This window comes from Sulfurisphaera ohwakuensis, assembly GCF_009729055.1.
GTDB lineage: Archaea > Thermoproteota > Thermoprotei_A > Sulfolobales > Sulfolobaceae > Sulfurisphaera > Sulfurisphaera ohwakuensis.
Genome location: NZ_CP045484.1, coordinates 1,029,215 through 1,051,108, shown reverse-complemented (window position 1 = coordinate 1,051,108; position 21,894 = coordinate 1,029,215). Strand labels below are relative to the sequence as shown.

General features: G+C 32.9%; 21 protein-coding genes and 2 pseudogenes. 10 read left to right on the top strand and 13 right to left on the bottom strand.

Going from position 1 to position 21,894, the window contains the following annotated elements; translation table 11 throughout:
* The first annotated feature begins 20 nt into the window (after positions 1 to 20).
* Positions 21 to 1,358: a type III glutamate--ammonia ligase gene (glnT, locus tag D1869_RS05920; protein WP_156014334.1), complete on the top strand. Its 1,338-nt coding sequence runs from the start codon at positions 21 to 23 to the stop codon at positions 1,356 to 1,358.
* A gap of 2 nt (positions 1,359 to 1,360) precedes the next feature.
* Positions 1,361 to 2,056 (top strand): type 1 glutamine amidotransferase, encoded by a 696-nt coding sequence (locus D1869_RS05915; protein ID WP_156014333.1) that lies wholly within the window; start codon positions 1,361 to 1,363, stop codon positions 2,054 to 2,056.
* Here the strand turns inward: D1869_RS05915 and D1869_RS05910 are convergent.
* The gene (locus tag D1869_RS05910) at positions 2,045 to 3,238 is read right to left on the bottom strand and encodes an aminotransferase-like domain-containing protein (protein ID WP_156014332.1); all 1,194 of its coding nucleotides are present in this window, start codon (positions 3,236 to 3,238) and stop codon (positions 2,045 to 2,047) included. The genes D1869_RS05915 and D1869_RS05910 overlap by 12 nt on opposite strands.
* Before the next feature lie 122 nt (positions 3,239 to 3,360).
* Between D1869_RS05910 and D1869_RS05905 the strand changes: the two genes are divergently transcribed.
* On the top strand, positions 3,361 to 4,704 hold the full coding sequence (locus D1869_RS05905) for an aromatic ring-hydroxylating oxygenase subunit alpha (protein WP_184651092.1): 1,344 nt from the start codon (positions 3,361 to 3,363) through the stop codon (positions 4,702 to 4,704).
* Complete coding sequence (locus tag D1869_RS05900) at positions 4,701 to 5,219, top strand: aromatic-ring-hydroxylating dioxygenase subunit beta (RefSeq protein WP_156014330.1); 519 nt, start codon at positions 4,701 to 4,703, stop codon at positions 5,217 to 5,219. The genes D1869_RS05905 and D1869_RS05900 overlap by 4 nt, the downstream gene beginning before the upstream one ends.
* Here the strand turns inward: D1869_RS05900 and D1869_RS05895 are convergent.
* On the bottom strand, positions 5,206 to 5,808 hold the full coding sequence (locus D1869_RS05895; protein ID WP_156014329.1) for a hypothetical protein: 603 nt from the start codon (positions 5,806 to 5,808) through the stop codon (positions 5,206 to 5,208). The two genes, D1869_RS05900 and D1869_RS05895, sit on opposite strands and share 14 nt — an antisense overlap.
* A 181-nt stretch (positions 5,809 to 5,989) precedes the next feature.
* On the opposite strand from D1869_RS05895, the gene D1869_RS05890 reads away from it, so the two are divergent.
* A complete protein-coding gene (locus tag D1869_RS05890) occupies positions 5,990 to 7,600 on the top strand; it encodes an amino acid permease (protein WP_156014328.1) in 1,611 nt (536 codons plus the stop codon).
* Between the two features lie 550 nt (positions 7,601 to 8,150).
* Here the strand turns inward: D1869_RS05890 and D1869_RS05885 are convergent.
* Positions 8,151 to 9,104, bottom strand: a pseudogene (locus D1869_RS05885) (IS110 family RNA-guided transposase); the annotation flags it as partial.
* Positions 9,105 to 9,155: 51 nt separating this feature from the next.
* Between D1869_RS05885 and D1869_RS05880 the strand changes: the two are divergent.
* From D1869_RS05880 to cynS, 4 genes and pseudogenes are all read left to right on the top strand, one after another.
* Positions 9,156 to 9,722: pseudogene (locus tag D1869_RS05880) on the top strand (helix-turn-helix domain-containing protein); the annotation flags it as partial.
* 91 nt (positions 9,723 to 9,813) lie between these two features.
* On the top strand, positions 9,814 to 9,942 hold the full coding sequence (locus tag D1869_RS15660; protein WP_260311228.1) for a hypothetical protein: 129 nt from the start codon (positions 9,814 to 9,816) through the stop codon (positions 9,940 to 9,942).
* Between the two features lie 258 nt (positions 9,943 to 10,200).
* On the top strand, positions 10,201 to 10,653 hold the full coding sequence (locus tag D1869_RS05875; protein ID WP_156014327.1) for an Lrp/AsnC family transcriptional regulator: 453 nt from the start codon (positions 10,201 to 10,203) through the stop codon (positions 10,651 to 10,653).
* A gap of 37 nt (positions 10,654 to 10,690) precedes the next feature.
* Positions 10,691 to 11,137, top strand: coding sequence for a cyanase (gene cynS / locus D1869_RS05870; RefSeq protein WP_156014326.1), 447 nt, complete (start codon positions 10,691 to 10,693; stop codon positions 11,135 to 11,137).
* A gap of 3 nt (positions 11,138 to 11,140) precedes the next feature.
* Here the strand turns inward: cynS and D1869_RS05865 are convergent, their stop codons facing one another.
* The 6 genes from D1869_RS05865 to D1869_RS05840 are packed head-to-tail and all read right to left on the bottom strand — an operon-like array spanning position 11,141 to position 15,745.
* Positions 11,141 to 11,740 (bottom strand): urease accessory protein UreD, encoded by a 600-nt coding sequence (locus D1869_RS05865; RefSeq protein ID WP_156014325.1) that lies wholly within the window; start codon positions 11,738 to 11,740, stop codon positions 11,141 to 11,143.
* Positions 11,718 to 12,347 (bottom strand): urease accessory protein UreG, encoded by a 630-nt coding sequence (gene ureG / locus D1869_RS05860; RefSeq protein ID WP_156014324.1) that lies wholly within the window; start codon positions 12,345 to 12,347, stop codon positions 11,718 to 11,720. The genes D1869_RS05865 and ureG overlap by 23 nt, the downstream gene beginning before the upstream one ends.
* Positions 12,344 to 12,940 (bottom strand): urease accessory protein UreF, encoded by a 597-nt coding sequence (locus tag D1869_RS05855; protein ID WP_231113752.1) that lies wholly within the window; start codon positions 12,938 to 12,940, stop codon positions 12,344 to 12,346. The genes ureG and D1869_RS05855 overlap by 4 nt, the downstream gene beginning before the upstream one ends.
* Positions 12,927 to 13,406, bottom strand: a complete 480-nt coding sequence (locus tag D1869_RS05850; protein ID WP_156014323.1) for an urease accessory protein UreE — start codon at positions 13,404 to 13,406, stop codon at positions 12,927 to 12,929. Before D1869_RS05850 ends, D1869_RS05855 begins: the two co-directional genes overlap by 14 nt.
* 9 nt (positions 13,407 to 13,415) lie before the next feature.
* A complete protein-coding gene (ureC, locus tag D1869_RS05845; protein ID WP_184651073.1) occupies positions 13,416 to 15,089 on the bottom strand; it encodes an urease subunit alpha in 1,674 nt (557 codons plus the stop codon).
* The gene (locus D1869_RS05840; RefSeq protein ID WP_156014321.1) at positions 15,086 to 15,745 is read right to left on the bottom strand and encodes an urease subunit gamma; all 660 of its coding nucleotides are present in this window, start codon (positions 15,743 to 15,745) and stop codon (positions 15,086 to 15,088) included. The genes ureC and D1869_RS05840 overlap by 4 nt, the downstream gene beginning before the upstream one ends.
* A gap of 339 nt (positions 15,746 to 16,084) precedes the next feature.
* Here D1869_RS05840 and D1869_RS05835 point away from each other — a divergent pair, with 339 nt between their 5' ends.
* Entirely contained in the window at positions 16,085 to 17,062 is a 978-nt protein-coding gene (locus D1869_RS05835; protein WP_156014320.1) for a metallophosphoesterase family protein, read from the top strand.
* Positions 17,063 to 17,077: 15 nt separating this feature from the next.
* Here D1869_RS05835 and D1869_RS05830 read toward each other — a convergent pair whose 3' ends face one another.
* The 4 genes from D1869_RS05830 to D1869_RS05815 form a co-directional block, all read right to left on the bottom strand.
* Complete coding sequence (locus D1869_RS05830) at positions 17,078 to 18,379, bottom strand: molybdopterin oxidoreductase family protein (RefSeq protein ID WP_184651074.1); 1,302 nt, start codon at positions 18,377 to 18,379, stop codon at positions 17,078 to 17,080.
* A 156-nt stretch (positions 18,380 to 18,535) separates the two neighbouring features.
* Entirely contained in the window at positions 18,536 to 19,201 is a 666-nt protein-coding gene (locus D1869_RS05825; RefSeq protein ID WP_156014318.1) for a molybdopterin oxidoreductase family protein, read from the bottom strand.
* Entirely contained in the window at positions 19,198 to 20,442 is a 1,245-nt protein-coding gene (locus D1869_RS05820) for an MFS transporter (RefSeq protein ID WP_156014317.1), read from the bottom strand. Before D1869_RS05820 ends, D1869_RS05825 begins: the two co-directional genes overlap by 4 nt.
* Positions 20,435 to 21,772 (bottom strand): nitrite/sulfite reductase, encoded by a 1,338-nt coding sequence (locus tag D1869_RS05815; RefSeq protein WP_156014316.1) that lies wholly within the window; start codon positions 21,770 to 21,772, stop codon positions 20,435 to 20,437. The genes D1869_RS05820 and D1869_RS05815 overlap by 8 nt, the downstream gene beginning before the upstream one ends.
* Between the last annotated feature and the right edge of the window lie 122 nt (positions 21,773 to 21,894).

Below are 21,894 nucleotides of genomic sequence, written 5' to 3'. Positions count from 1 at the left end.
ACATAAGATTTAATTAATCAATGGATAACAAGGTTGATTTAATAACTAAATTGAAAGAGAAAGGAGTCAAGCAAGCTCTAATATCATTTGTAGGAATAAATGGAATAAGTAGGGCTAAATTAGTTCCAGTAGATTTTTTAGATGATGCATTACAAGGAGGAGCTACCTTTACTGGCTATGCTGTGGGAGATTTGGGATTTAAACCAGAAGATCCAGATTTTTCCGCAATACCAGATCTATCTTCAATGGTAATATTGCCGTGGAAAAAAGATACAGCTTGGTTTACAAGTGATATTTATGTAAATGGAAAATTATGGCCATTTGCACCAAGAAACATAGCGAAAACTTATTTAACTAAACTCAAGCAAGAGAAAGGGCATGTGATGCAATTAGGAATAGAACTAGAGTTTTTCGTAGTTAAAAAGGTAAATAATAAAATTGAGCCGGCGGATCCTAATGACTTATTAGAACGACCTTGTTACGATGCGCAAACTTTAATTAGAAGTAACAACTTAGGATTAATAGAAGAATTGTTGTATTACTTTAATGAAGTTCTAGGTTGGAAAGCATATGCTGTAGATCACGAAGATGCTAATGGTCAATATGAGATAGATACTCAACATACTGAAGCTTTAACACAATCTGATAGACATATATTTTCTAGGTTTATGATAAGAAGTGTAGCAGAAAAGAGAGGACTTATAGCAACTTTCATGCCCAAGCCTTTTAATAACCTTACCGGAAACGGTGCTCATTTTAATCTAAGCTTGTGGAAGGATGATGAAAATCTATTCTATGACCCTAATGATGAATTAGGATTTTCGCAATTCGGTAGATATTTCTTAGGGGGTTTATTATACCATGCGAGGAGCTTGATGGCTATTGTAATGCCTACTGTAAATTCGTATAAGAGACTTCACGCTATAACTCCCAGATCTGGGGCTAGATGGGTTTCAGCATATGCTGTATATAGTGTTAATAATAAAACATCAATGATAAGATTACCCTATGTAAATAAAGCAAAAGATGACACTAGAATTGAGTTCAGATCTCCAGACGGATTGGTTAATCCTTATTTGGCTGTCGTGGCAATATTAGCTGCGGGACTTGATGGCGTTAACAAAAAGATCGAGCCTGGTAGCCCTATAATAAACGGACTTTCCGATAATAAGGAGCTTAAGCAATTACCCGCAGATTTAAGGGAAGCACTATTAGAGCTTCAAAACGATGATGTTCTAAAGAGTGCATTAGGCAAAGATTTCGTAGACAACTATGTAGATCTTAAGATGAGCGAGTGGAGGGAATATGCATATCAAGTAACTGAATGGGACTATAATAAGTACTTAAATTGGGCGTAAACATGGAGAAACTATTAGTTATACAAAATCATGAAGTAGAGAAATTAGGTACGTTTGAACAACTATTGAAAGGCCATTATACGATAAAAACGATGTTCGCTGATGAACTAAAAGGTAATGAGGATTTCGATGCATTAATGATATTAGGAGGACCGCAAGCAGTATATGAAAAAGATAAGTATAAATACATAGAATTAGAAATAGAACTAGTTAGAAAAGCTTTACGTGAAAATAAGAGAATATTAGGCATAAGTTTAGGGGCTCAGATAATGTCTTATGCGGCTGGTGGCAGTGTAACGAAGGGTTCTTTTGGACCAGAATTTGGAATAATAGAAATAAATTTAGTTAATGGGTTAGAGAACGTAATTAATAGTAAATCAATGAATGTCTTTTTATGGCATAGGGATACTTTTACTATACCACCAGAAGGTACATTACTTGGATACAGTAATAAGTACTTTCAGATTTATAAGGTAAAAAGGGGTTTAGGAATGCAATTCCACATAGAGATTGACGAAGAAGAGATTAATGAATGGTTTAATGCATATAGAATAGTTGACAGTGATATCATTCACTCTTCTAACAATAGTATTAGAATAGAGGAATTAAAGAATAACGTTTTATTAAAGATAAAAGAATTAAAGAATGAATTCCATTATAATCTTAAGAAGATAATAGAGTATTGGTTATCTCTCTAAGCTACTTAAAATTTTTCCTAATTTTTCTATTCCTTCAAATATTTTTTCATATGTAGGTAAGCTATAACTTAATCTCATTGTGTTAAATCCGCTTTCGTCAAAGTAAAAGTATTTACCGGGCATGAAAGCTACGTTTTCTTCTAAACTTTTCATTAAAATTTCACCTGTGTCTACTAAATTTTCTAGCCAACAGAATATAAACATCCCACCTGTAGGTTTAGAACAAATTGTATTCTCTGGGAAATTATTTTCTATGGCCTTTAACATAACATCCCTCTTTGTCTTATATATTTGTCTAATTTTAGGTAAGTTCTTGAATATTATATTCCTATAGATTGCCTCAGCGGCAACCAACTGATTTAAGGTTGGAGTATGAGCATTTATATTCTGTTTTAATCCCTCTACTTTTCTAATAATTTCTTCACTAGCTATTACAAATCCTACTCTTAAACCAGAAGATAATATCTTACTAAAAGAACCAACATAGATTACCTTATCCGTATCATCGTAATGCTTCAAGGGAAAATTGTATTCATCGTTAAAAGATAGGAAACCGTACGCATCATCCTCTATGATATAAATATCATATTCATTAGCTAATTCTATTATTTTTTTCTTAGTATTTAAACCCATAGTCAAACCAGTGGGATTTTGAGCAGAGGGAATAAGGTACATTAACTTTACATTATTTACTTTCTCTTTTCTTAACTCTTCTTCCAATTTATCAATTTCATATTCGTTATTTTTAATATCTAAGCCTAGATATTTTACACCTATCGGATTTAGAGTCTCAAGTGCAGCTATATATGTAGGCTTTTCTACTATGATGGTATCGTTAGGATTTAAAAATAAGTGGAATAATACGAAAAGGGCTTCTTGTGAACCAGAAGTTATACAGATGTTTTCCTCAGTAATATTATCTAATCCTCTTTCTTTAACTAACTTAATAATGGCGTCTTTTACGTAATTAGGACCACAAGTTACAGTGTATTGTAATGCTAAATTTGGATTTTTAGTTAGGATCTCTGAGATTATTTCGTTTATTTCTTTATGGGGAAAAGTTGAGGGATCTGGAAGTCCATTAGCAAAGCTAATTACATTTTCCTTTTTTGAAATTATATTTAAGAAAAATGTTAATTTCGATTCAGTTATTCTTTTGCCGTACTCAGAAAACTTACCCATAAAGGCATTTAGTGCGATTTAATAAAAAAAAGATAAGTCATATTACATTGTATTACAATGTACAATGAGGTTAGTATAAATTAATTATAAATTCTAAATTTACTATTAGATTAATGATGGTTATGGAAGATAAGCTACCACAACATATTAAGGAACGACTCGAAAAAGCTAAAGAAAAAATAAAGGAAAGGAAAATTCCATTATGGTTATTTGCAGACAGGGAGTTATTTGAATTAGAACAGAAAAAAATATTTAGTAAAGTGTGGCTCTGCTTAGCCCATGAGTCAGAGATTCCAAACAAAGGTGATTACGTATTAAGATATATGGGACCTTATACATCAGTGATAGTAGTAAGGGATGAAGACGGTAAAATAAGAGCTTTTTATAACGTCTGCCCTCATAGGGGTGCTAAATTAATTAGAGAAGATAGGGGTAATTCATTATTCTTTAAATGCCAATATCACGGTTTAACGTTTAAAACTACTGGTGAACTTGTTGGAATTCCAGCAAGGCATTTAATAGCTCCCAATTTTAAGAACTCAGACTTACCTTTATTTGAAGTGAAAATAGCTATTTATGATGGGTTAATTTTTGGTACAATGAATGATAAAGCCAAACCATTAGAGGACTTTTTAGGTGATGCTAAGTTCTATCTAGATATATTACTTAAAAGAACTGAAAAAGGTTTACAATTCTCATACCCTCAAAGATGGATAATCAAAGCTAATTGGAAAACAGCAGTAGACAACTTCATAGGTGATGCATGGCACTTTTTAACTGCTCATGGTTTTGCTTATGAGGTCGGAGGGGTTGTTCCCCCCTATAGTAACTTGTTTTCAGCATACGCAGCAGTTGTTAAATTAAAAGGAGGTCATGGGGTTATGTTTGCTGGTCCAAATAAATTTGATTCACCAAACTATCCTAGACCAAGTTACTATCCTATATGGTGGCCAGAATTACTTGAAAAAGCTAAGAAATTACTAACTGAAAAAGAGTACAAGGTATGGGTGGATAGTAATAGAATGATAGGAAATATATTCCCTAATTTTGCATTTCATAACACAGCTTACGGTGCCGGAACTGCAGATATACCAGTACCTTATCAATCATTTAGACTATGGAGGCCTATAGATGTGGATAAAACAGAAATATGGACTTGGTGGGCTGTAGAGAAAGATGCCCCAGAGAAACTAAAGGAATTATCTTTCAAAACATATATTAGATTGTTTGGAGCTTCTGGAATAGTAGAACCAGATGATGTTGTAATATGGGAGGGAATGACTGAAAACGCACTTTCTCCTAAAAGCTCAGACTTAGACTTATATTACTTTGCTGGAATGCATGAAACACCAGATCCTACTTTTGATGGTCCGGGAGAATATTATTACGGTGGGAACAATGAAATAAATCAACTTAATTTCTTTGAAGAGTATATTAATTATTTACTGGAAGGTGATCAAGAATGACTATAGTTCTATCAAAAGTTGATGAAAAAACTAAAGAGAAAATATTGGAATTTTTATATAAAGAAATTGAATTATTAGAAAATCAGAATCTAGAGGAATGGATCAAACTTGTTGATGAAAATATTGAGTACATTGCACCATATAAGCTGACTATGAAAAGAGGTTCTGAACAAGTAACTACTAAAATGACTTATTTTAATGACGATATAAGATCTCTTTTAATAAGAGTTAAAAAATTCGGCACACAGTATGTGTGGAGCGAAGACCCTCCAGCAAGATATAGATATCATATTACTAGAGTAAAAATAGAATCTAATGGTGATCCTAATACGGTTAATGTCCATAGCGTTATTTTACTTTTCGTAACTCGTTTTGACTACGACACTCCGCATATCATATCATATGAAAGAAAAGATACATTAATTAAAAAGAACGGCCAATGGAAGTTACTTAGAAGAGAAGTTATATTAGATCATTCCTTAACTCCCTATCTCATATACACTAGGTTTCTTTAAATAGGAAAGAAATTGTGAAAATAACACTATTTTCCGCTACATCTACCTTTATATCAGATATTTTTTCAACACTTTTGACATGTTCTAAGATTCCTAAATAATATCCCGCTAATGCAGCAGAATATTTTATGTTATAATTATGATGTAAAATTAACGTCAGCGTATTATCGTTATCCTCATATTCAATGTTTAACTTAAAGAGATTAGAGTAATTAGACGTAACAGTGATCAAATTAATAAAACTTTTAAAATTAATATTCAATTTATTTTCATTACTATTCCATAATATTAGATATTCTTTCCCCCACTGTTTACCATAATTATAGAATAGCTCCTTTATCTTATTTAAGTCATCATTTAATAAATCAATAAATAAAGAAAAAAAGCGAGAGGAAATTATAATTTCGTTACCGCTGGTTTTTCTTAATTTATAGACATAGTTCACGAATTTTATGAGTTCTTCGTTTACTATATTATTAAATTTTTTGTTTTCCATAAACGCAATCTTCTCTATAGATTGAACTACCTTTTTAGGTAACCTTATGGTTTTTATAACAGCTACCCCTTGATTCGTTTTTTCAGGTGCCATTATGTTAATATGATTTTGAGAATCTTATATATGTTTTGATTTATAAAACATGTTAAACAGTGTTTAATATGTCCTTTAGCTATCGTAATAAGATGTAAGATAAAATATTACTTTAATTACTTTCATATTACTCCAGATATTTAAATAATTCATTGATGAGAAATTTTACCAGTGATTAAACATGAAAAAAGATGAAAAATTGCTTATAAGGGAATCATCTGGACTTATAAAGCATTTCGGAATGAAAGATGCTGCAGGAAAGGTCTTAACGTTAGTACTGCCTTTAGCTGCTTATTATACTCTTCTTTACTCCCCCGGTGTTCCTGGTGCTAACAATTTCGGCTTATCAGCATTAATAGGCTTCCTATTCGCAATACCACCATTCTACATATACTTAAGATTATCAGAACTAATACCAAGATCCTCCGGAGAATACATATACATATCAAGATTCCTACACTCACTAATAGGAACAATACAAGGAATAACTAACATAATTACTGTCCCGTTATTAGCAGCATTTACTACTATAGAACTAACAGTGATAGCAGGGTTTGTTCCTTCTATACAATTAATTGGATTTGCTATTAGAGATTATGGTTTAGTATATTTAGGTTATTCGATACTTACTAATCCTACATATTTATTTATAACATCTGCAATTTTTACAATTTTATTTGGAGTTATAATCTCATTACATAATAAGTATATGTCTTGGGTAGTATTAGTATCTATGGTATTGGGACAAATAGCTGGACCTATAATAGCATCAGCTATATTTTTCATAGGCGGTAACACTCTCTTCGTTAGTTCTTATAATAATTTACTTACGATTTTCTCTCAATCTGGATCATATCAATCGCTCTATAATCAAGGTTCTAGTTTAGTTGCACCATTTAATGTATTTACAACTATAGTTTTCGCAATATTAATATGGATCTGGGAATATTCGTGGTTCTTTGGACCTTCATATTTTGCAGGGGAGTATAAAGGTGGTAGAAAAACCATAAGATATGGTATGATAATAGGGTGGATATTAGCTGACTTCTTTGTAGCTTTGTTAAGTGCTGCAGCTGAGTATGCTATAGGGCTTAATTTCTTTAATTATGCTTCTTTAAATGGCTGGGGAAACGTTCCCGTCTCTTTCGGTGAGGGGTTTGTAATATGGGCTGGAATAATGGTATTAAATAACCCCATTTTACTATGGACATTAGCCATAACAGGTTTCTTAGCAGAATTAGCAATAAGTATAGTATTATTATCATTAAGTGCTAGAGTAGTTTTAGCTATGTCTTTCGATAGATTATTACCAGAAAAGCTATCCACAGTAACTAAAAGTGGGGCTCCAATTTTAGGTAGTTTACTAGTAACGGGAATAAGTTTGTTCTGGGTTTATATGCAAACATTAGGTGGTTTCGCAATAACTTCAATTGGAATTCTTTCGATACTTATGATCTACCAAATGTTGCCAGCTATCGTATCTGCAATACTTTTAGGTAAGAGGAAAATCCTAGGTGACATGATATCTGATGAGGACTCTAAAAAATTAGTAATAATTGGAATATTAGCAGCAGTCGACTTGTTAATCTCTGTAGGACTAGCATTAGGTTATAGCATAATAAATACCACGTATGCAAGTATAGTTTTTGCTGGGAATGCTTTAGATACTAATGCTTTAATTATAGCACTTCCTGTTTTAGGGACTGTGTATTACTTAGGGATTAAAAAATACAGAGAAAAGGTAAACGGTCTAGATATTGAAAAACTATTTAAAGTCCTACCTCCGGAATAGCTTTTTTGAGAATGAAATTTTTAATTCTGAAATAAAGATAGAGATTTTTTACTTTAAAAATCACAAATACATTAGGTTTACTAATACCTTCTTTAAAACTACAACCCATATTCTTTTTATCAAATCAGAAATAAGTTAAGTATATTACAATAAATAAAATAAAAATATTAAAAATAAAATTTTCTTAGGCACACTTGATTGATCATTACCTTTTGATATATATTTCTCTATATAGACATCACAAAACTCCATCGTTTTAAACAACTTACTTACCTTAGCTAGTAACAATATAACCAGACAAAAATTCTAAGTTATAGCAGTTGTAAAAAATCTTTCTAGATTAGTTAAGATCATAGTAGCTTATTATAATATAGAGAACCATTGGACAAAATCTTTTACAATAATATTTTTACCTCTACCTTCATCTTCACCCACTGATTTAAAAGTTTCAAATCCTTTCATAACTTATGCTCGCTGTAAAGGGGAAGAAAGTTTTTGACGGCGAGAAGATAATCGATAATGGAGTAATCCTAATCGAGGAGGGTAAGATAATTAAATTCGGAAAAGACCTAGAATAATTCATCTTTGCAAGAAAGTAGAATAAACTACGGAAATACTTATTACCCCTCTTAGAAATCCCCCTACTCACAACAACCCTACCACTCCTCTCAACAACCGGATCAAGACCACAATAAGCAACAAAAGATTCTGGTTTAGGAAAGCGCCTAATATCGTTAACAATCCCCATGATAATCCCAGCTGCAAGCTTCCCAATTCCTGGAATTGTTAACAAAACGTGATTATCCGGTACTTGCTCCTCAATCATCCTCCTAACCTCTTTCAACCTCTCTTGCGTTTCCAAGAGTGTTTTTGCCAATACTCTTATTTCTTCGAGTACTATTGGTGTGTATTCTAGGTTGTAGAGCTCTTCTTGTGTAAAATCCCCATTTGCGAGTTTTTCTAACCTTTCCTTGTTTATCTTGTCGTTGTCACTTACTAGGAATAGTGTCCTCTTTAGCCTGTTCTCGTATTTTACTTCCATGTCCTTGAGGAAGAGGTAGAGTGTTACTAACTCCTTCAAGGGGTTGTATTCATATTCTTTAGCCTTGTCAGCCATGTTTTCTAATTTTTCAGCGTCATAAAAATCTGTTTTCTTTCCTCTAAACTCCTTTTCTCTTAATAACACGTTTGGACTTACTTGTAGTACTTTTATTCCTTTCTCCTTGAAGTATTGGCTTGGTCTTATTGCGTATACTCCCGTAGGTTCTAGGACTATTATACAAGGTTTCATCTCGAGGATTTCTTCGTAACCCTTCAAGTTGTTCTTGTATTTTCTTTCCCTCCCCCTACTTGTAATTAGATAATCTTTTGATACATCTATTCCTATTACCCCTACCTCTTTGTCACACCTATATTCGTGGATTTTTCCACAATGTTCAGTCCGACGGTAGGGGTTTGTCACGCCCTTGACCGAAGACTTTGCTTCAGTTCTTTCCTCGACCATGTTTCCCCAGCCGAGGAGTATTACTCTCCCCGGCTAATAAAACCTATATAGGTTAGGGAGTTGGCTTTGAGGATGTATTCTAATGGTATGAGTATGAGGGCTATTTCTAGGGTTCTTAACGTACCTTTGGGTACTGTGTTTACTTGGGTTAAGCGTTATGGTGGGAGGAAGTATGAGAAGCTAGTTGACTTATGGAATAAGGCTAAAGAGTTTGTTAAGGGTAAGGTTGTTACTAAGGTTGTTGATGAGATGTGGACGTACTTGTACAGAAACACTAGGGCTTTCTACAAGTGGGTCTTCACTTGTTACGTTTTCACGGGTCTTGGACTCTACCCAATTTACTCTGTTGGTGATAGGGATGAGAATACTTTCAGTGAGATTAAAATGTACTTGCCAGATGAGGGTAGGTGGGTGAGTGATGATTACAACTTTTGGTTAAAGGATCACACGATTGTCTCACCCGTTAACCCCAACGAGGGGCTACATTCCTCACTAAGGGATAGGCTTATACGTTTCAAGAGGGCAACAAAGGCAGTGAATAGGAGCATAAGCATAATAAAGTACTCCATAGCACTAGTCTTATGGGAGAGAAGACTAATCCCAGAATTTATACCCTAATGACGACACTATCTCCACACTCACTTTACTTACAGATATTTGTAAAGGAAGAGTTGTTCTCTGTGTTGATACATTTATTTAGTGCAATAGAATGGAGAAGTTCATAGAACAATTATCGGCTTCATTATATGTTATAGTGAGAATTAGATTTATAGAGAACGTGGGGTTAACTGAGTCAATTTTTATTGCGGAGAGAATGAAGGAGAGGGAGTTTTTATGAGCATATTACTTATCTTAGGCTAAGAAGCGATAAAAGGGATTAGTCTCAATTCTATCTAAATATATGAGTTCAATAGAGGTTTAATATGTTGGCTAGTGTTTGTTGTAAATTTGAGAATTTTTAATGTTCCAAATTAAGTTGTTACTGCGTATCTTCCAAAGATTATAAGCGATTTTTTGTAAGTCTTTCTTTATTATAAGTGTTGATTAGATATAATTCAAAGTAAAGGCTTATATTTTTGTTTATAATATATAGTCTATGGATGAAATAGACTTAAGAATTTTGAAAATTCTTCAACACAATGCAAAATATTCTTTAGATGAGATAGCTAGGGAAATTAGAATTCCCAAGTCTACCTTATCATATAGAATTAAGAAGTTAGAAAAAGATGGTGTAATTAAGGGTTATTATGCATATATTAATCCAGCCTCATTAAACCTTGATTACATAGTAATAACTTCTGTAAAAGCTAAGTATGGTAAAAATTATCATGTGGAGTTAGGCAATAAGTTAGCACAAATACCAGGGGTTTGGGGAGTATATTTTGTTCTAGGCGATAATGATTTTATTGTAATGGCTAGATATAAAACCAGAGAGGAGTTCATGGAAAAATTCTTAGAAAAAGTTATGAGTATTCCAGAGGTCGAGAGAACTTCTACACAAGTTGTTGTTAAGATAATTAAAGAATCACCAAATATAGTTATCTTTTAACGAAAAATTCATATAATACTTTTCATAATATTTATATATGATTGATAAAAAAGAGCTAAGGGAAATTAGTCTAAAGAAGAAAAGGGAAAAAAGGTTGACATGGGAAGAAATTGGAAAGTATTTAGGAAAGGATAAAGTATATGCAGCAATGTTATTATATGGTTATGCACAAGCTACTGAGGAAGAAGCTGATAAGATAATTACTTTACTAGATTTACCTAAGGAGTTTAAACCAGTATTGTTAGACGCTCCAATGAGGACTCCAGCTCAACCATGGCCTCCTACAGATCCATTTATATATAGGCTTTATGAAGGAGTATTACTATATGGGCCGGTAATCAAGGATGTTGCTCATGAACTATTTGGCGATGGTATAATGAGTATGATTGATGTAAAAATTTATGTTGACAAAGTTATCGAAAACAATTATCCACGAATGTTATTGACTTTTAATGGCAAATGGCTATACTATTCTAAATGGTAAAAGTTAAAACCAAATTTTGGTTTCTTCCCTCCATAAGCTGTCAATTTTTTCTGAAGAAGTTATTAATCTTTTGAAATCGTATTCTCCACCATTTTTTATATCTAAAACTGTAAGTAATGCCTCACTACCCATAATATTTTTACTCTTATAATCTTCATTTTTAACTCTAAAAATATCATAAATTAATAGTCTCTCTTTATAGTATACTTTTGTAATGCTCTTTATATCTCCTTCTTTAAATTCCTCATTGTGAAACTTTCTACCTAAAATATATGCCTCAACGATCTTTCCAAAGTCATTTATGTAAATCTCTGTTTCAATTTTTGCGTTTGCTTTATTGTAAAAAATTATAGGATGAGGAAAATAATATAGTACATTAGCCATTATTTTAACGTATATTCTCACATTACTTCTAGATAATATTTTTGTATATGCTTGATCAGTAATTATGCCCTTATCTCTTTCTATGTATATTTTCACTTCATCATTGTTAGCTAAAACCTCAGAAGGATTAACTAATATCCCCAGACCTTGAGATTCAAAAAAAGATAGGGGACCATTTCTTTTTATCAAACTGTTTTTAACTTCTAATAAGCCCCTCAAGTTCTAATTCACTTCTTATAATTTTAATTAAATCGTCTATTCCATCTCCTGTCTTTAAACTAATAAAGACTGTAGGTTTATCCTTCCTTATCTTCTCTGCATCTCTTCTCATTTTCTCTAAATCAGCTCCTACAAAAGGTGCTAAATCTATTTTGTTCACAACAAGTAAATCGCTTTCCTGAATTCCTAATCCTCCTTTTCCGGGATATTTATCACCAGCTGCTGTATCTAATACAAAGATTGTATAGTCAGCCAACACTGGGCTAAATGTCGACATAACATTATCTCCTCCACTTTCTATAAATATAACATCTAAACTCGTTCTTTTTATTAAAGTTTCTAATGCTCTTAAATTTACTGAAGGATCTTCTCTTATTGCCGTATGGGGACAACCACCCGTTACAATTCCTATTACATTTTCTTTTGGTAATAACTTTTCCTTTAACACTAAATTCTGATAAATTCTTAGAGCGTCATGAGAAGATACAACATCGTTAGTTATTATTCCCACTGAAAGTCCTTCCTTCTTTACTAAGTATTCTGTTAAGAACTCTATTAACGTTGTCTTACCACTACCAACTGGACCTAAAACTCCGATTCTGATCATGCGAGAAACACCCTAGGTTCTCTTTCTTCATGAAGTTTTGACAAAATGTCCAGAACCGGACTGAAAGGCTCAAACTCCTTCTCCTCCTTATATTGAGAAAGCAAATACCAAATGATTTTCTGTCCTTCAATAAAATCTATAGCCCTTAGCCTTACTGCGCTAAAAACCAATTGGGATAGTTCAGCATAAGCCAAACCGGCTTTACAGTCGTCTTTACTAATTCCTAGAGATTTACAGCATCTCGCTATAATAACTGGATAAGTTCCTATACCTTCACCATTATTAACTTTTTTAATATAATAGTCATCACAAAGTTCCAGCCTAGCTAAGGATAAACCCATATTAACGCTTGCTTCCTTTAGTTCTTTGGGAAGTTTTGATGCATAAAGTATTTTATCAGCTTCTTCTGGATCTTCATAAGCTAACTCTATTATTGCAACATCCCCCTTCATAATCACATTAAAGAAAATGTCTCTAATAAATCTCCTTATCTCAAATCCCCTCATACAAGCTTCTTCTACACCGAAAGAATAATTAAAGGAACCTATTGGTAATGCGCTATCAAATAATTGAAATATTTTAGGTGTTAGCAAAATCAACCACCACAGGTTGTACTGGCATATCTACGTTTGGATTAAATTTTATCTTAGTAATTTTAGGATTAAAATTCTTAAATTTTTGTGTCAAATAATCTTCACCTAATTCCGCTGATATGTAAACTTTGTTTTCATTAACCATAACTCTCATGTGATAATTTCCTATAATATAACCTAAAATGAAAGAAGTAAAATCATTTATTTTGAACTCTATAACTTTTTCCTCTTTCTCCTTTAGTAGAATAATATAGCCATTATCAGCTTGAAAAACATCGCTATCAGAAATTGGCACGCCTTTTAAGTTTATTATGACTTCCTCTCCTTTATCAGTCTTACCTCTACATCTTTGCCTCTCAAAACATTCTCTAGAAAGCTCTACTATTCTAAAAATTCCTAATGTCTTAGCCTTCTCTATTAATTCATGTGTTTCACTTTCTTTTCCCAACTTTTTAGTCAAAATCATGATACCACCCTAATACATAAAATATAATTGAGTTAGCGGCAATGATTTTGAAGGAGGAACTTTTGGTACAGTGCCATTAATTTTAACTTCATAAGTATCTGGATTAACCTCAATCTTTGGTAAAACATCATTATATTTCATATCCTTTTTAGTTAGATGCCTAGTATTTTTGACTGGTAAGACTCTTCTTCTTACAATCTTCGACAAGTTCTCTACTCCATCAGTTGCAGAGAAGAAGAATGAGACGCTTTTAGCAGAGTAATATCCAAACATTGGTTTGTAAAGTACGGGTTGTGCATAAGCAATTGAAGCATTTGTATCCCCCATTAATGCCCAGGCAATTGCACCACCTTTAATAACCATGTAAGGCTTTACTGGGAAGAATCTTGGATCCCACAGTACAATATCAGCAATATGTCCTGGTGCTAAAGTGCCTACGTAATCAGAAATTCCATGGGTTATTGCTGGATTAATTGTTATTTTAGCTAAATATCTTAGTACTCTTTCATTATCACTTAGTTGGACTAATCCTAGTTCTTTCATTTTATGTGCAAGTTGGAAAGTTCTTATTCCAGTTTCTCCAACTCTTCCCATAGCTTGGGAATCTGAGGACATCATGCTTATTGCTCCTAAATCGTGTAAATAATCTTCTGCCATCATTGTCTCTTCCCTAATTCTCGATTCGGCGTAAGCAATATCTTCAGGAACCTTTGGATTTAAATGGTGTACAGCCATTAACATTTCCAAATGCTCCTCATAAGTGTGTATTGTATAAGGTTTCGTAGGATTTGTTGATGAAGGTAAAACGTTAGGTTCTGCGCATATCCTAATAATATCTGGAGCATGCCCTCCTCCTGCACCCTCTACGTGATAAGCGTGAATTGTTCTACCATTAATAGCACTGAGCGTATCTTCTAAGTAACCACTCTCATTCGAAGTATCAGTATGTATTGTTACTTGAACATCGTATTCATCAGCAACTGTTAGGGTTTCATCTATTACTCTAGGCATAGCTCCCCAATCTTCATGAATCTTAAAACCAGACGCACCATTTCTTAATACTTCTTCCATAGTAATCCTACTGGATGAACCTTTAGCTGTTAACGCAAAGTTTAATGGGAAATAATCAAGTGCTTCAGCAACAATCTTAATATTCCAACTCCCTGGAGTTACAGTAGTTGCCTTAGTCCCTTCAGCTGGTCCAGTACCACCACCAATTAGTGTTGTAAATCCGGCCGACAAAGCATCAAAAACTTGCTGTGGAGCAACCCAGTGTATATGAGTATCAATAAAACCTGGTGTGGCAATTAACCCTTCCCCAGAAATAATTTCAGTTGAAGAACCTAAAACAAAATTTACACCATCCATTGTAAAAGGATTACCGCCATGACCAATCCCAACAATTAAGCCATCTTTGACCCCAATATCTCCCTTTATAACTCCTAATAAAGGGTCGAGAATTACTACATTAGTAATTATTAAATCCATCGCCTCCTCTTCTCTGACGCTAGGCAATAAACCTAAACCATCTCTAGCAGTTTTTCCGGCTCCGAAAACCAGTTCATCTCCTTTTTTAATTAAGTCCTTCTCTATCGTTATGTAAAGATTTGTATCCCCTAGCCTAATCTTGTCTCCTTCAGTTGGTCCATATAGCTCAAAATATCTTTCTCTACTTATTCTCAAGTAAATCCCCTCTCCTTTGCTCTTTTAATAGCCTCTTCCTTATTATGTTCTAGAGAACCTTCTGTTAAACCGTTTAATCCAGTAACCCTTCCTCCACCTCCTATCTTTCTTAGCTTAACAATTTTAGTTTGCCCAGGCTCAAATCTTACGGCTGTCCCTGCTGGGATTGACAATCTCATTCCATAAGCTTTTTCCCTATCAAATTTTAGAGCCTTATTTACTTCAAAAAAGTGAAAATGTGAGCCTACTTGGATAGGTCTGTCACCAGTATTAGTTACCTCTAATTCTATCTCTTTTCCATTAACTTCTATTTCCCCTTGTTGAATCACATAAGTATTTAATGTTCTCTTGCTACTTTTTATTGGATTTCTAACTGTAACTAATTTTGTACCATCTGGAAATGTTGCTTCTACTTGGACTAGATCAAGAAGTTCCGGTACATATTCCATAACATCGTTTTCAGTTAATAATTCTTGTGCCCCTTTAATTATATCTTCCATTTTAACTCCTTCTCTAGCTTTTTCTAAAATATAATCTACTATAATTGCCATAGCTTCTGCATAGTTTAGCTTTAATCCTTTAGCTCTTCTCCTTCTTGCAACTTCTGCAGCCCATGAAATAAGCAATTTTTCTTGCTCCCTAGGTGTTAGAAACATTTTTCAGCCCACATACGTGAATATTTTAAATTGATATTTAAGTCTTATTCGCAAAATGTTAAACAATATTCACTTTCTTAAACATAATATTGGACTATCAAGGTTATATAATTATAATTTTAAAATGTAAAAAATGAAATATTTTCATCGAGTAAAAATTGTTCCAATTTACGTCAGATAATTTAAACGTAGTTGAATTATCCAACTCTTAGACTGAACATTAACGTAATTTATCATATTCAATAAACGTGGTGAAAATTATACTTTATAGCTATTGATAGGTTAATACTGGCGATTATTTAAACTCAAATTTATATATTACAATTATGATTTTCTTTTATGGGGTTATTTAAGAGAAAACAACCAGAAGGTATTGATAAGAAAAGCCAGCTAAAAATCTTATTCACGAGCGATCTTCATGCTTCAGATGTGGCTTTTAGAAAGTTTTTAAATGTTGGTAAAATGTTAAAAGTTGATGTTATGATAATAGGTGGTGATTTAGCTGGAAAGGCATTAATTCCTATCATTGATTTGGGTAATGGAAAATATGAATTTGAAGGAGCACAAGTGGGTAGAGAGGGATTAGAAAATATCACAAAACAAATTAAGAACAATGGTAACTATTATATTATAGTTGATAAAAAAGGGTATGAGGATATGCTTCAAGATAAGAAGAAAGTTGATGAGGCATTTAGGACAGCGATAATCGAAAGATTTAAGGAGTGGATACAGCTGGCTGAAGAACGATATAAAGATGTTAAAATTCCAATATACTTTAATTTAGGTAATGATGACCCAATGTATATGTTTGATGTTGTTAATGAGGACTCAATATTTAAACCTACTGAAGGTTTTATAATTCAATTTGACAATTTTGAAATGATTTCTTATGGTTATGTTAATCCAACACCCTGGAATACTTATAGGGAAAAGAGTGAGGATGAGATATATAAAGAATTAAAAAGTATCATGAACAAGGTTAAAGATCCATCAAAAGTTATCTTAAATACTCATGCTCCTCCATTTGGTACGAACCTAGATAATGCTCCTTTATTGGATAAGAATCTTAAACCAGTTGTAAAAGGTGGTGACATACTGATGACCCATGTTGGCTCACAAAGTGTTAGAAAAATTATTGAAGAGTATAAACCACTTCTAGGAATTCATGGACATATCCATGAATCAAGAGCTTTTGATAAAGTAGCGGGAACATTAGTTTTAAATCCTGGTAGTGAATACTCATCTGGAATATTTCATGGTGTATACATAGTTGTAGAAGGAGATAAAATAAAAGCGCATCAATTTATTACTGGATAAATTTTCCATTTTTTCTTAGTTTGGTAAAAGTTTATTTGAGATATAAGCTTTAAGCATTTTAAATGCGGGTTCCTTACTTATTGGATCTACTTGCCAGTCCATAATAGTGTTTGCCTTGCCCCAATGAAATGGCATAAAGAGTACATTTCCAGAAATTCTATCACTACACTTTGCTATTCCTTTAATTGATCCTTCTCTTGTTTTTAACTCAATTTCTTCTCCAGATATTATCCTTAGCTTCTCGCACAGATCATTGCTTAGAAAGACATAATTATCCTGTCCTAGTCTTTGCAATAACCAACTCCTTGAAGACCTACTTCTAGTATTCCAATGTATCTCTGTTCTTCCAGTTATAATATATATTGAATTATCATCTATTTCCAATTCCAATTCATAATGTATTCCTTTAGTCCTAAAAATCTTAGGTATAATTACTGATTGATTATTTGGCCATCTATATCCTTTTTCAAGATCTTTATAAGTTAAACTTGATATATCATCAATTCTTCCTTTTGTTAAACCTTTAAACTCATTAAATATTTCCTCAATTGACGAATAGTAAAGCGGAAATCCCATCTCTATCCCTATATTTCTTACTATTTCCCAATCGGGTTTACTTTCTCCTATAGGTTCTTTTAGTTTTGGCAAATAGCTAACTGTTCTATCTCCTGCAGTATGTATACCTTCTCTTTCTAACCAGCTAGCAGCTGGTAGAACGATATCTGCTTCATTTACTGTCTCAGTAAAATATGCATCTTGAACTACCACTAAATCTACGTATGAGAGTAAATCTTTAAATCTTCTTGATCGGGGTAAAGAAACTATTGGGTTAGTTCCTATTATCCATAGCCCACGGATTTTTCTCTCTTCCATTAACTTATACATTTCTGTAATCGTGTTAAACGTTCTTGGGATTGAATATCTTGGCAAACCCCAATAATCTTCAACTTCAATAACTTCTTTCTCATTAGTGATATATCTTAGACCCGGTAGCATTCCGGCTAATGCTCCAGCTTCTCTTGCACCCATAGAATTATGTTGTCCAGTCAGTGGTAAAACTCCAGTACCTGGTTTGCCTATATTGCCAGATAGAATAGCTAATGTAGATATTAAGATGCCAGTATCAACACCTCTAGGCGTCTGATTTACTCCCATTCCCCACATAAAAAGCGTTTTAGTTTCATTAATTCTCCTAGCAATTGAAATTATCAGTTTCTCGTCTATGTTTAAAATCTTAGAGATTCTTTCTGGGACGTACTTGGTTGCTATCTCTTTAAATTCGTCAAAACCCTCTGGAATAATTTTAACACTATTCAAAAGAACATTAGCTATTGAATTTAGGAGTAGCATTTATTGGAAAATCGTTGCACAAGATTTTTCTTACAAAAAATTTTCTAATACTTATATCTAATTTTAGTAAATAGGATAAGTTCTATCGTTTTTATAGTAATAATATTCACTACTGAGAATGGTTTATTTAAAAACCTTCCAAGCGTAGGATTTTATGTAAACTGCTATTAGGAGTATTATATCTCTACCTGGCTTAATCTTAATGTAAATATCAGCTTGTGATGCAGTATCCGTAAGTATAGGATCTATTACTATTATTTTTCCACCATTTCTCTTTCTTGAGGAAATTATTCTATTCCATAATACTGGAAAAGAAGATGCTGGATTTACACCAACAAGAAAGAATGTTTCAGCTCTTTCTATTTCATCATAAGATGCTGTAGGTGATGGATCTCCAAAGGAATATTTTAAGGCATAAGCAGCACTAGCCATACACAGTCTAACATTAGAATCAAAATTTGGTGTGCCTATATATCCCTTACCTAATTTTACAGCTAGATACTGATCTTCAGTAGGTATTTGTGCACCAATGTATATCCCTAAGGAATTTTTATCTTTTTTATAGAATTTTCTGAATTTTGTTGAAATTATTTCAGTGGCCTTACTCCAGGATATTTCCTTCATATCTTGCAAAGGATGAAGTATTCTGCCAGAATCTATTGTATCTAATAGCGTTGCTCCTTTAACGCACATCATTCCCTTATTAGTTATATAATTATCTGGAAATATCTTATTATCCTTAATTTTTAACTTACAACCAACTCCACAATAAGGACATATGGTACTCAAGCTTCTCTCACCCTATCTATTTTTAACAGTTTTAATGAAAGGAAAAGTGATATTGCACCTAAAAATAAGAAAACTGTAAATGCTAATGAAAAATTAGACATGCTTGCAATATATCCCATAATTGGGGGAATTAGTAATCCTCCTGCAGATCCTAAACCTCCTACTAATCCAGAAGCGCCGCTAATAGCTCTATTTGCATATTTGGGCACTAATTTGAAAATAGCTCCGTTAGCTATGCCCATTCCAAGAGCCATAATTATTTCAGCAATTACGGCAATTAAAAATGAATATGCTAAAACGAATGTTAAACTCCCTATTATCATAATTAAAAATGATATAACGGTTACTCTTTCTCCAGAAAAAATGTCTGACCACCATCCACCTAGAACTCTTATTAGTGCTGTTAGTAAAGAATACAATACTCCAGTTAATATACCAGCTTCTATTGGGGATATATGTATGAACTCTTTCCAATACGTAGGTAACCATTCGGTTAATGCCTCAAATCCGCCAAAAGAAGTCCAGTACATTAGGACTAAAGCCCATACTCTAAGATTTTTTATACTTTCTTCTATGGATTCCTTTAATGAAGATAAGGGTATTATATCTAGCCCTTCTACATTTAGAAGTTCTTTAATCTTATCTTCTCTTTTTATTTCCTTTAAATACTTTAGATATGATGGGCATGGAGATAGAATTACAAAAAGTATTATCGTTAATCCTAAAAATATGGCCCACGCTATGTATGAATATATAAGTCCTAATTTTGCTAAGGCTAATGGTAGTATTGCCGTAAATATTCCAGGTGCAGTGTTACCTAAACCTGCGAATATACCTAATGCTGTTCCTTGTTTTCTTTGTGGATAAAAATAGGAAACGTATGTTATACCACTTGAAAATGTCGAAATCCCAGTTCCAGCTATTGCACCAAATAGTAGTAACAAATCATATGAATTAGGTAGTGTACTAATATCGATTAAAGTAAATATAATGCCTATAAGTCCAATTAGTCCAATAAATAACTGTATAAATAAGACCCATTTACCTAGTTTATTTACTAGAAGAGAAAAAGGTATTCTTAAGAAAGCTCCAGTTACTAAAGGTATTGCAACTAGCCAAGAACTTTCAATAAGATTTAATTTTAAAATAGGTTCTACCTTTAATACAGTTATGCCGAAGAGTGCAACTGCAGAGAATCCAGAAAAGAAAGCTAATGTACCAGAAACTAAACCTTTATTCATTTTCATTCACTTGTGTAAAAGTCGGTATTTGCTCAAGTACCTCTTTTACCTTAGTTATGTCATTTACATTGAGTTCTTTCAATTTTTCTACAACAATAGGATAATGTTCTAAATCTATCTCTCCTACGACTTTACCCAATTTATAATTATTACCGCCCACGTAAATTCTCAGTCTTTTCCTTCCATTTCTCATAACTCCTACAAAACCTATATCTGCTATTTGATGTCTCCCACAAGAATGAGAACAACCAGAAATGTGAATTTTTATTTTCTTATCTCCAATTATTTTTAAAACATCTTCAGCTATTTGCGTAGTAGAAATTATTGCTGGTGGGCAAAAATCATCACCAATACATGCTTCTACTTCTTTTTCTAAATAAGGATACTCTATTATTTCAGCATCTTTAGGAATTTCCTTCACTGGAATAAATATTGTTTGTGTATTAAATAGTGAAACAAAACCAAAGTTCTTTTTTGCAATTTCAGCTACTTTTATTACATCTTCCCAATCTAACCAACTGCCTTTAGTCCTAACAACCATAATTCTTGCATTAAGAGCCTTAGGGGGTATAGTCTTTACTTCTTCGATTTCAATTTTTCTCATTTCTTCATAAATTAACTCCTTTATTTTTTGTATACCATATTTTTGTACAACCCATTTAAATCCTCTTTTCTCATTCTCTCTCTTTAGGATGTTTGCTACAGCTATTGAAATCTTTTTAGCTTCAGTTAATGTAACTCCTTCAAATAATTTAACTCCTTCAAAATCATGATCTCCTATTCCTCCACCTATATACACATCAAAGATGTTTTCCCCTCTAGCTACTATACCTACATCCATAATTACTGGTGCAGAGCAACCTTTCTCACAAGCTGAAATGGAAATTTTTATCCTCTTAGGTAGTTTAGGATATTCATACTCAGGATTATGTCTAAAGAAAATTGCGATATCTAATGCAGCTTTAGTGGCATCAATTTTTGCATAAGGGCATAAATAAGATGGACAAGGTAATACATTCCTTACAGATGCACCACAAGAGTCCCTAGGGTCTAATTCAACACTTTCAAGTAGTTTTAACACTTTCTCTTTATCGCTCAAGTGAATACCATAAAGCTCTATGTCTCCTCTAGTTGTAAAATGAACTTTACCATTTCCAAACCTTTTTGATATTTCTCCTAAAGTTTCTAGCTGATAATACCACCAAGTAGAAGGGTCTCTTTCTTTTCCTTGTCTTATCCTTATTGAGATTAAATCATTATCTCCTCTACTGCTGTAAATTCCTTTAAATCTTTCTGGGTATAATAGCTTAAATTTATCAGAGTATTTCATTTTCTTCCCCTTTTATTTCTTTTTAAATAATTTTTATATCATTCGATCTTTCTGGCGAACTAGTGTTAAATCGTCATGATATTTTATCATAATAAAGCATGTAAATAAACACGATATTTGAA

What these genes read in the sequence shown, in the direction of transcription:
- D1869_RS05905 (WP_184651092.1), top strand. Translation starts at nt 3,361, where the DNA reads ATGGAAGATAAGCTACCACAACATATTAAGGAACGACTCGAAAAAGCT.
- cynS (WP_156014326.1), top strand. Translation starts at nt 10,691, where the DNA reads ATGATTGATAAAAAAGAGCTAAGGGAAATTAGTCTAAAGAAGAAAAGG.
- D1869_RS05900 (WP_156014330.1), top strand. Translation starts at nt 4,701, where the DNA reads ATGACTATAGTTCTATCAAAAGTTGATGAAAAAACTAAAGAGAAAATA.
- D1869_RS05850 (WP_156014323.1), bottom strand. Translation starts at nt 13,406, where the DNA reads ATGATTTTGACTAAAAAGTTGGGAAAAGAAAGTGAAACACATGAATTA.
- D1869_RS05910 (WP_156014332.1), bottom strand. Translation starts at nt 3,238, where the DNA reads ATGGGTAAGTTTTCTGAGTACGGCAAAAGAATAACTGAATCGAAATTA.
- D1869_RS05840 (WP_156014321.1), bottom strand. Translation starts at nt 15,745, where the DNA reads ATGTTTCTAACACCTAGGGAGCAAGAAAAATTGCTTATTTCATGGGCT.
- D1869_RS05875 (WP_156014327.1), top strand. Translation starts at nt 10,201, where the DNA reads ATGGATGAAATAGACTTAAGAATTTTGAAAATTCTTCAACACAATGCA.
- D1869_RS05915 (WP_156014333.1), top strand. Translation starts at nt 1,361, where the DNA reads ATGGAGAAACTATTAGTTATACAAAATCATGAAGTAGAGAAATTAGGT.
- D1869_RS05890 (WP_156014328.1), top strand. Translation starts at nt 5,990, where the DNA reads ATGAAAAAAGATGAAAAATTGCTTATAAGGGAATCATCTGGACTTATA.
- D1869_RS05895 (WP_156014329.1), bottom strand. Translation starts at nt 5,808, where the DNA reads ATGGCACCTGAAAAAACGAATCAAGGGGTAGCTGTTATAAAAACCATA.
- D1869_RS05820 (WP_156014317.1), bottom strand. Translation starts at nt 20,442, where the DNA reads ATGAATAAAGGTTTAGTTTCTGGTACATTAGCTTTCTTTTCTGGATTC.
- D1869_RS15660 (WP_260311228.1), top strand. Translation starts at nt 9,814, where the DNA reads ATGGAGAAGTTCATAGAACAATTATCGGCTTCATTATATGTTATAGTG.
- ureG (WP_156014324.1), bottom strand. Translation starts at nt 12,347, where the DNA reads ATGATCAGAATCGGAGTTTTAGGTCCAGTTGGTAGTGGTAAGACAACG.
- D1869_RS05835 (WP_156014320.1), top strand. Translation starts at nt 16,085, where the DNA reads ATGGGGTTATTTAAGAGAAAACAACCAGAAGGTATTGATAAGAAAAGC.
- glnT (WP_156014334.1), top strand. Translation starts at nt 21, where the DNA reads ATGGATAACAAGGTTGATTTAATAACTAAATTGAAAGAGAAAGGAGTC.
- D1869_RS05815 (WP_156014316.1), bottom strand. Translation starts at nt 21,772, where the DNA reads ATGAAATACTCTGATAAATTTAAGCTATTATACCCAGAAAGATTTAAA.